Source organism: Lentilactobacillus senioris (genome assembly GCF_026798195.1).
Taxonomy (GTDB): Bacteria; Bacillota; Bacilli; order Lactobacillales; family Lactobacillaceae; genus Lentilactobacillus; species Lentilactobacillus senioris_A.
The window spans coordinates 1-9,278 of the sequence record NZ_JAPQEZ010000010.1; the positions used below are offsets into that span (position 1 = coordinate 1).

Annotated in this window: 10 protein-coding genes, 1 tRNA gene and 1 pseudogene; 7 read left to right on the forward strand and 5 right to left on the reverse strand. The window is 37.4% G+C overall.

The genetic code is table 11. The features are described from left to right. Nucleotides 1-555: 555 nt before the first annotated feature. Nucleotides 556-1,110 carry a recombinase family protein gene (locus OXT66_RS09020; protein WP_268597008.1) on the reverse strand — a complete coding sequence of 185 codons (555 nt, stop codon included), beginning with the start codon at nucleotides 1,108-1,110 and terminating at the stop codon, nucleotides 556-558. 357 nt (nucleotides 1,111-1,467) lie between these two features. Between OXT66_RS09020 and OXT66_RS09025 the strand changes: the two genes are divergently transcribed. Further along, nucleotides 1,468-1,659 (forward strand): type II toxin-antitoxin system YoeB family toxin, encoded by a 192-nt coding sequence (locus tag OXT66_RS09025; RefSeq protein WP_057811371.1) that lies wholly within the window; start codon nucleotides 1,468-1,470, stop codon nucleotides 1,657-1,659. Nucleotides 1,660-1,776: 117 nt separating this feature from the next. Then, nucleotides 1,777-2,133: a helix-turn-helix domain-containing protein gene (locus tag OXT66_RS09030; RefSeq protein WP_268597009.1), complete on the forward strand. Its 357-nt coding sequence runs from the start codon at nucleotides 1,777-1,779 to the stop codon at nucleotides 2,131-2,133. A gap of 170 nt (nucleotides 2,134-2,303) precedes the next feature. On the opposite strand, the gene OXT66_RS09035 is transcribed toward OXT66_RS09030, so the two are convergent. After that, the gene (locus OXT66_RS09035; protein ID WP_419146388.1) at nucleotides 2,304-3,038 is read right to left on the reverse strand and encodes an IS3 family transposase; all 735 of its coding nucleotides are present in this window, start codon (nucleotides 3,036-3,038) and stop codon (nucleotides 2,304-2,306) included. A 23-nt stretch (nucleotides 3,039-3,061) separates the two neighbouring features. Next, nucleotides 3,062-3,349 carry a transposase gene (locus OXT66_RS09040; RefSeq protein WP_003688751.1) on the reverse strand — a complete coding sequence of 96 codons (288 nt, stop codon included), beginning with the start codon at nucleotides 3,347-3,349 and terminating at the stop codon, nucleotides 3,062-3,064. 82 nt (nucleotides 3,350-3,431) lie between these two features. Here OXT66_RS09040 and mscL point away from each other — a divergent pair. Together mscL and OXT66_RS09050 are read left to right on the forward strand one after the other, a co-directional pair. Next, nucleotides 3,432-3,761: pseudogene (gene mscL, locus OXT66_RS09045) on the forward strand (large conductance mechanosensitive channel protein MscL); the annotation flags it as partial. A 38-nt stretch (nucleotides 3,762-3,799) separates the two neighbouring features. Continuing rightward, nucleotides 3,800-3,888, forward strand: a tRNA-OTHER gene (locus OXT66_RS09050). Between the two features lie 192 nt (nucleotides 3,889-4,080). Here the strand turns inward: OXT66_RS09050 and OXT66_RS09640 are convergent. Beyond that, nucleotides 4,081-5,511, reverse strand: coding sequence for a hypothetical protein (locus tag OXT66_RS09640; RefSeq protein ID WP_327059043.1), 1,431 nt, complete (start codon nucleotides 5,509-5,511; stop codon nucleotides 4,081-4,083). A 574-nt stretch (nucleotides 5,512-6,085) separates the two neighbouring features. Here OXT66_RS09640 and OXT66_RS09060 point away from each other — a divergent pair. Next, complete coding sequence (locus OXT66_RS09060) at nucleotides 6,086-6,325, forward strand: hypothetical protein (RefSeq protein WP_268597010.1); 240 nt, start codon at nucleotides 6,086-6,088, stop codon at nucleotides 6,323-6,325. Between the two features lie 595 nt (nucleotides 6,326-6,920). Here OXT66_RS09060 and OXT66_RS09065 read toward each other — a convergent pair. Beyond that, a complete protein-coding gene (locus OXT66_RS09065; RefSeq protein WP_016526744.1) occupies nucleotides 6,921-7,193 on the reverse strand; it encodes a hypothetical protein in 273 nt (90 codons plus the stop codon). An 853-nt stretch (nucleotides 7,194-8,046) separates the two neighbouring features. On the opposite strand from OXT66_RS09065, the gene OXT66_RS09070 reads away from it, so the two are divergent. Both OXT66_RS09070 and OXT66_RS09075 read left to right on the forward strand, forming a co-directional pair. Next, nucleotides 8,047-8,847, forward strand: a complete 801-nt coding sequence (locus OXT66_RS09070; protein WP_011222015.1) for a ParA family protein — start codon at nucleotides 8,047-8,049, stop codon at nucleotides 8,845-8,847. Nucleotide 8,848: 1 nt separating this feature from the next. After that, nucleotides 8,849-9,199: a DUF5388 domain-containing protein gene (locus OXT66_RS09075; RefSeq protein WP_011222016.1), complete on the forward strand. Its 351-nt coding sequence runs from the start codon at nucleotides 8,849-8,851 to the stop codon at nucleotides 9,197-9,199. Nucleotides 9,200-9,278 lie beyond the last annotated feature (79 nt).

Genomic DNA, 9,278 nt, shown 5'->3' on the forward strand with positions numbered 1-9,278 from the left:
CGTTTAAATTAAGCAGAATGCACACAAAAAAGTCCTCTATTATACGGAATAGAGGGCTTTTCTGAAATCATTACATACAGGCTTTGCTTAGGAGCGTTGCTTGTGTCCATTTAGGACATACACAATCATATAACAATCAATGCTGTCACTTAACTTACTCAAAAAAGCCACCCACCTCGGAGTGGCTTTTTGGTTGTGTGGTAGATTGTAAAATTTTTCTTGTTTCTGCCCAATTGATTCAATTCAGTAACTATGACAACACCACCTTAACAAATCATAATTTGGATAATAGTATGTTCCATTTGAAAGCTAAGCCTTATAATTAGCATAGGGTTAATAGCTCTAATCAAAATACCCACAAAAGTCCTGCTCAACTAACAATTGAGTAGGCCTTTTGTAGTACAAATTAATCCTTATCACAACTAACCTCAATAGCACAACAGGTATAAATAGTGCCTAAAATCCCTAAATAAATTTCTATCACAACTGTTTAATAAAGCGGCAATCCCCGTTGTACGTGATTAATTAAACATTCAATTCTTAAAACACCTATTTTTAAATCGACTTAAACCTTCGCTGTTGCGTGCGTTTACTAATCCCCGTCTTTCGTTCAATCATTTTATAGGTCATGCCTTGTTTTCGTAACTCGTAGGCAAATCTGATTTGTTCCTCAGAATACGTTTTCGGTCGCCCTTCCCGAAACAACGGATCATGTTGCTTGGCATACACTTTACCTTCTTGTGTGCGCGTGACAATCATATCGCGTTCAAACTGCGCAAAGGCGCTAAATATTGTAAAGACTAGTTGGCCAGTCGGCGTATTGTCAATTAAGCCCATATTCAAAATGTTAACTTTGACATTTTCTTTAAACAACTCTTGGATAATGGCTAAGGCCTCGCGTGTGTTCCGCGCAAACCGATCCAACTTAGTGACAATCAAAGTATCGCCTGTTTTTAGAACGCACAACAGTTTTTGAAACTCCGGTCGTTCAGTAGTTGTGCCAGTAAACTTTTCCTGGAAGATTTTTTCTGCTCCTGCCAATTTTAGTAACTCAATTTGATTTGCTAATTTTTGATCAGTGGTACTGACCCGCGCATAGCCATATTTCATCTTTTTATCTCCTTATTTATGTCATTAAGTAATGACACGGTTCTAACCCTTTAATTATACAGCATCAAAAAAGAGGCCACAACTGTTAAGTTGTGGCCTGCTTTTTGATGCTAATTCTCTTTTTCACCAACAGATTAAGAAACAAGCTGCTGAGATATTTGATGATCTAGATCTAAATCTTTCAATTTCCATAAACATCTTTATTTCAGAAAAACATAACTGACGGAAGTTTACCTTTGAGATTGAGAATCCAATTTATAGTGAGGCCAACCAGATAGAACTGAATCGTCATTTCAAAGCATAGCTAATAATAAGAATCTCCATGCTCATTAATTTCCAGACAATAGAGATTGATAAATGACATCAGTTAAATTTTTAGGTGAAACATGGCATGAGTATGTTGTCTGGCAGATTGAAGACCAAAGAGCTTTAAGTCATATCAATAATTTAATAAAACTAATTCAGAGCGATGGGGTAGGATTGGGTCTAAGAAAGCTAAATTCCTTTTTTATTCTTGGTAAATTGTCGAATACTGCTGATATAAAATAGATATAATCGTTGTTATACCAAGGATGCAACTGCTGGTTGTCAGATTGCTCAAATAATATGCATGCATTCTTAGAAGACCTGTTAGATAGTAATGTGGTGGAAGGGAAGTTTTGCTGAATGATTTTAGGGCAACGAATTCGAGAGGAACGTGAAAGAAGGAACTGGACTCAAAATGACTTAGCTGAACTATTAAATGTTAGTAGACAGTCTATTTCAAAATGGGAAATTGGCTCAGCCTATCCTGATATTGAAAGATTAATTCAGATTAGTGATTTATTTGAAGTTAGTTTAGATAGTCTTATCCGTGGAGACGAAAAGTTTCAAAAAAAGATTAAAGTAGAGAGCTCTAAAGTTGGTATGACTTTTTGGGACTTTATGAGTTATCGCTGGTGGGTAATCTTTGTTGTTGCATGGTGTTTGGCTTGGCTGTTACCAGTCATCATTCATGCACTTGGTCCCCTGTCAATAAAATAGACAATTTAAATAGAGACTTTTTTGTCCTATGCCACGACTAAATTTTGAATTTGAGTTTGATACTCATCTTCAAGTTGCTTTGGTGATTTGAATCCACAGTGACTGTCAATTCTAACTGTGTTGTAAAACGTTTCAATGTACTGAAAAACTAGTCGTTTAGCTTCGGAGTATTAATGGATTTTAAACCGATTTATCCATTCACGCTTAATCAAGGCATGACACGACTCAATGCAGGCATTATCCCAAGGATAAGCTTTCTTTGAATAGCTTAATGTCATGTTAGCTGTAACTTGATTGTAAGCTTCAGACGTAAACTGACTACCACGATCACTGTGCATGATTAATGGCTTGCTAATATGGCGACTGTGCTTAGTCTTTTCAATAAGTGGGATGACATTCGATACCTCCAAGGTTTCAGATAAGTCCCAACCAATGATCCGTCGGGAGTACAAGTCCATAATACTGGTTAAATAAACGAATCCGTCATGAACTGAAATATAAGTGGTGTCAATGCACCAAACGGCGTTTGGTCGCAATGGATTGAACTGCTCGTCTAAAATATTTATTAGCTGTTTATCAAACTTAGAATTGCGAGTGGTAGTCGTCCAAGGGGTTAGGTAAACGGCGTGAATGCCAAGTTCACGCATATACTTACCAACAGTTCGTTCAGCGATCTTATATCCTTTTGAGCGAAGTTCTTGGGTGATTTTGCCGGCACCGTAAATACAAAGGCTTTTGAGCCAAATTGCTTTAATTTCACCTTGAATAAACTTCTTCCGAAGCTTTCGCGGTAATTGGTGATTATGACGCTTTTCTCGTTGATAGTAACCACTTCTTGAGATTCCAACGTAATCACACATACCATTGATGGAAGGGTGGGATTCCAAAGCGTGCTGAACGTCCATTTCTTGGTATACCTTTTCGGTAGTTACTTGCTCAGAATCCCGATTGATTTTTTTAACACTTCGATCGCTCCTTCAGCGTCACGAAGTTGACGCTTTAGTCGTGCAATCTCCTTGTCCTTATCGCTGGCAAAATTACCAGAGCCACGGCCAAACTCCCCAGTCTCAGTAAACAGCTTAATCCATTTATGTAATGTACTAGCCCCAATACCTAGATTCTTACTTATTTCATTCATGGTCATGTGATCCTTGTTATCTAAGTAATACTGAACGGCCTGTTCCTTAAATTCCTTGTCATAACTGTGCTTCGTCATTATTTGATCCTCCAATTTACTTCCTTAATTATACTAAATCAGAGTCTCTATTCAACTTGTACACTTTTTATTCTAGGCCCACTTAGCTGTCGGTGTTATTATTGGTGCTGCATTTACGGCCATTGTTAAGTCACTTGTTGACAATATCATCAATCCGTTAATTGGTATTTTTTTAGGACAAATTGACTTTTCAAGCCTCGTATTTAAGGTTGGCAATGCCACATTTAAATATGGATCATTTATCAATTCCATTATTAACTTTCTAATTATTGCCTTTGTGGTATTTTTGCTGGTCAAAGCGATTAATAAAATGATGCCAGCTAAAGATAACTCTTCGGAAGAAACACCTACTCCCACAAAAGAAGAAAAGTATCTTTCCGAAATTGTTGAAATTTTAAAAAAAACACGTTAAAACGAATCCACTACCTACAAAGATAGTGGATTCACCATGCGAGTGTAGTTCAACGGTAGAACAATGAATTATCTACTGCCCAACAGTAAAACCCCAATAGATGCAGGTTCGACCCCTGCCACTCGCGTTCAAATTAGAACAAAGGCAACAAATAGCTGACACGCAATTATTGTCGGCTCTTTGTTGCCTTTGTTCTAATTTGAATTTTATTAATTCGAGAGTAAACAAAAACGCATCTGACACAAGGTCAAATGCGTTTCAAAACTCCCCACCAACACCAGTTGACAAAGAGCCTAAAAAGTTATACTTCTACAACAAATTATTCAGTTGTACCAGTAACTGGTGCTGATGCTTTAGTGTTTGAGATTGCAGTACCATTGTTATCAGTGGTTGATGGGGTTGAAGTTACGACCGTCTTAGTGGCAGTGTAAACAGCACTAAATGGTGCGTCAAAAGTACCAGCAAAGGCAGTAGTTGGTGTCAAAACATAGTGATAAGTGGCACCATTTTCAGTCCAAGATGGTGAAGTTAAGCTACTCAATACAGAGTTACCCTTCAAGTAAGCTAACGCTTCGGCTCCGGTAAAGTTAGCACCCAAAGTCCCATTAAACAATGCAGTGTCCTTTGGAGTAATAACTAAGCCTTGAGCCTTGGTTGCATTATCAACAGTAGGTGCAGCCGTTGTTTGAACTTGTGAAACAGCTGCTGAATCAGGATACTGTGCAAATACAGTGACTTGAGATGCTGCTTGACCATTTTTCTTAGCATACAATGTAACAGTATCGCCAGTCTTAACAACAGCATTGGTTGCCAATTGATTGTATGAGTCGCTTGGAGTTAAAGTATACCCAGTGCCGTTCAAAGCAGCATTAGCTGCAGCATGAACATTTTCATCGATTTGACCACTAGTAGTGTATAAGTCTGCAGTAGCATTAGAACCTTCTGTGGTCTGCTTTGTTTTAGCATTGAAAGTAGCAATAGTGGTACCGTCAAGTGAATTGATGTTAAACTTAACATTAGTTGCTGAGTTAAAAGCAGTCGGTGAAGTAACAGCAGAAGCAGCAACCCATTGACCAACTAAAGCAGTAGCGTTAGAAGCACTAGCAACCTTGTAGAAGGTGTCACCTTCACGGTTTGTAACAGCATCACTAAAGGTGAATTGAGTATCTTTGTAAGCTGAAGTAGATGTCAAAGTTGCACCATTAACTTTAGCACGACCGACCTTGTATTGTGCCCAAGCTGGTTGAGCATAAAAGGCCTTGTTAGCTGTGGAACTAACCGCTGAACTCTTCAAAGTATAAACATCAGTTGACTTTGGCGCAGTAGCAGTCTTAGTAGTGTCGTATGAAGCTACACCACCGGCGAACTTAGAAGTTGACTTACCACCGTAAACCCAGCCACGGTATGAACCATCAAATGATACAACCTTGTAATAAACTGAACCCCGGTTAGTAGTAGCAACACGGTAAGCACGGAAGTTAGCAGCACCATTAGTAGAAGTACTTAACTTCTTTGCAGTAGTAGTTGAAGCAACAACCTTAGCGCCCTTAAGAGTACCAGCCTTAGTATAAACAGCATTAGTACCGGTTAAATTAACGTTACGTGAAGTAGCAACAGTAGTTAAGGTCTTATTTGAAGTGATCTTAGCTGCGGTTGCAGCATTAGCAGTAGTGCTTGTAGTACCCACGATGCCGGCAAATGCCAATGCAGCAGCACCGAAATAGATTGATTTTGCGAGTGATTTACGCATATCAATGCCTCCTAAAATATTGTTTTTTTAATCAGATAAAGCCTATGTAGCTTCCTCTAATCACGTTTTAGTATAACATAACAATGTATAAAGACCAAAATTTATATAAAATTGTTAAGAATTAGTCAAAGTAATGAAATATATGGCACGTAAAAGCGCATAAAAAAACCTTTCTGCTAAAGGGACAGAAAGGAGGAAACAATAACGGCATTGATTGGATACTACAGGTACTATAATACATTTTTTAAAGCAAAAAATCAACGTGTGCTTTATCGGCGAACGCGTTGCAAAAAACTATAACTATAAAGATAATCAATAGAAAAATCGCCCTTTGTTTGGGGAAGGGCGATCTTTCGACACTTTAACCTTAATCTATTTTGAGGAATAAATAGGATTAAAGAAATCTCTTTATATGTAAACAATAACCTAAAATTTTGTGCAAGTCAACCCTTTGAATTAAATTATGGTTAGAAGCATGTCGTAAGCAAACGTCAGCCGAGTCATTGTAAACTGTAAACTATTATTGTAATGCTATAATAACCCGAAAATAGTCCCAGTTTTAGGAGGTAGTATTATGACAGAATTCACTGACGTTTTCGGAATTACTCATGATGATTGTACCGTCGTTAAAACTCTAAACAACTATCAACGAATATTCTTAATTGAAGATCATGATCATATTAGGTACGTGGCCGTTAAGGATAACGCACCCAAAAACTCTAAACTAACTATTCATTGGAAACCTGGACATGCTAAGAACATACCTGACAATTATTTTGGCATGCATAGGCGAGCAAATGAAGCTACAAATTAATGTACAATCTATGTGGGGTGTGTTAGCATTTGGGTATAAAGAAAGAGACCAGCTGCACACTGATCTCTTTAGGTCCGCTTTAAAGGCGGTAGCAAGAGACAGACAATAATAAAGAGTCGCCCATACCTGCTAAAGTATAAGGGACGGCTTTTTATTTACGCTTAATTTTGAATGCTTACTTACTAACTTCAAAGCGGCCTCATGAATCTTATTGTGAATAGCCTTATCATTTTCACATCCATTAAATATATGAGGTTCTATTTTAATAACTTCATCATAAAAGAGAGTGGCATTAACTATATATCCATAGACAAGTGGCGCCATATCATTCATCGTACCTTTAAGAGGTGCGTTTTCTAAAGCCTTAATAATCCTATCTCTGTCCAAAATAGACACATCTTTGTGAGCTTATTAAAGTACCTATACCAATATTTACTTAACATAATCACGATTATACCAAGTAACCTTATCAGATACCGAGGAAACAACACTCTGATATTTTTCCTTTGTGAAACCATCTTAAAAAGAAGTGGTATAAGTCTTAGATTGGCTTTAATTAGGGAAAATGTTTTTGTGAAATTACCTTAGTTTTTCCCTAGACCATTCCTTTAAACTGAACTGTCTCATTCTTAGTATTCACTAAAAACTTACCAATGTTTCCTTGATACTCAACTGACACTTTGAACGAATACTTATAATTTACTCGAGTATACCGAATACTGCCAATTTTTCCCTGATATCCTTGACTATGCAAAACTCTCTTCACTTGGTTCCTTTGTCGCTCAGTAATTCTTGAGGAACTCCGATAGATTGTCTTCTTAACGATTACATCTGGATTCAATGGAACAATGTAATCCTTACATTCCAACAATTCCTCCAAATTTCTTTGGATTATGACTTGACGGGCTACGGTTTTCCATTCAGTTTAGAGGGAGTGACGTGTTGAGCGCAGAATTGTTCCCTAGAAACAGCTATTTGGACTAACTGAACCAGAGTACAATTCTATGCTAAGTTTTCCCCTTAGGTCGTCGGTCGTTAACGCCCGTCGCTTGTCTGTACAATTGCGGTAGTGCTACCACCACTCATTATAAACCTACGTTTTCGGTTTAACCTACTAAAAAACGCCCTAATAGGCGTTGATGATACGTATTTATGTTTGTTCGATCACCAACTAATCAGCGACACCAAGCCGAAGCTTCGTTTTACCACCCGCGCCGTTAATGGTCGCGCTCACTATTCACCACCCAGCCGTCCAGATAACCTGGTTGTGGTATAGCCAGACTTATTGAAGTCGCACTGGCAAAAGTGTCCCCTTGGATTTAGACCCCAGCTTGTCCCCGAGGGCTTTAAAAATCGCTCCGGCCATGATATAATAGACAGTAAATGAGTTGACTTTTATGTGGCGCTCACCGATTCCCGTCGGTGGGTGTTTTTTTATGTTCTATTTTATGTAACCAATATTACTCGTTGTTTGGTGATAAATCAACATTTCTTTTTATGTATCCTTGTATCCTTGTATCCTTGTATATTCATATCCTTGTATCTAAGTATCCTTGTATCCTTGTATCTAAGTATATTAGGATACTTGCAGTCAATCTTAATTTAACGGCTTTTGAGAAGAAATGTATCCTTGTATCCTTGTATCCAAGTATCTTTGTATGTTATCATCCTTGTATCCAAGTATCCTTGTATATTAGGATACTTAATTGGAGGTCAGTATAATGGGTGAAGTAATTACTTTTGGAAATTTTAAAGGTGGCACCGGTAAAACAACAAATGCCACGCTTGCATGCCTGGCACTAGCTCGTGCTGGTAAAAAAACGCTATTAATTGATTTCGATCCTCAAGCAAACGCTACAGATATTTACTTTAAAACCGCGGCTAATTTAGGCCACGATGATATTGAATTTAATCAAACCTTGCTTGCATCAATCCAAGAAGAGGACTTATCAAGATCGTTGGTTACTTTGGATAAAAACATTGACTTTATTCCATCAAGCGCAGATTTTTCATTGTACCCACGGATTATGGAAAAAAAGTTTAAAAATAATTATAAAGATAGAGTTACATATTTTAGCAAGCTACTTGCCTCACTAAAAGAAAAATATGATTTTGTGGTATTTGATTTGCCACCGACTATTTCCTTAATTTCTGATAGCGCCTTATACGCTTCAGATTGGGTTCTGATTATCCTTCAAACTCAAGAGCACAGTCTTCAGGGTGCCGAATCGTTTCTAAAATATATACAGGAACAGGTAATCGATGAATACGAAGCACCTAGTTTGAATTTACTCGGTATACTTCCTGTGCTATTAAAGAATGGGGCGCCTGTTGATCACAGCACATTAGAAGTAGCAGAAGAAGAATTTGGGAAAGAAAACATGTTAAAAACCCTAATTCGTAATATGGAAAGAATCAAAAGATATTCAATCAGAGGTGTATTTCTAAAAGATCAGTTCGATAAAAAAATAATTAGATTATACGATTCTGTGGCACAAGAAATTATTGAAAGGGCGGACTAGCATGGTGGAACTTTTACACAATCCTAACTCAAATAAAAGCAAAATAATTCCTAGAAAATCGGCGCCCCAGCCCCAAAAAGAAATTTCCATATCTTCTCTAAACGAATCAAACAAAACGAAGTCTAAACAAATAGATGGTGTTACTTTTGATACTACGCTCAGAATTGACAATCATCTAAAAAACTTTATGAAAGCTATGGTAATTTTAGGGTATAGCTCAACTCAACAAAACGGATTAGCCCAATTACAAAAAACTTTTTTTGAATCGTTAACTGAGTCTGAACAAAATACGCTTACGACTCAAATACAGACTTTGGAAACCGGCGATGCTAACAAAGTAAAAAGTAAATAATCACGTGCTCTCAGACGACACGTTCACCTTTTAGATGTATACTTGTCCGTTTAAATTAAGCAGAATGCACACAAAAAAG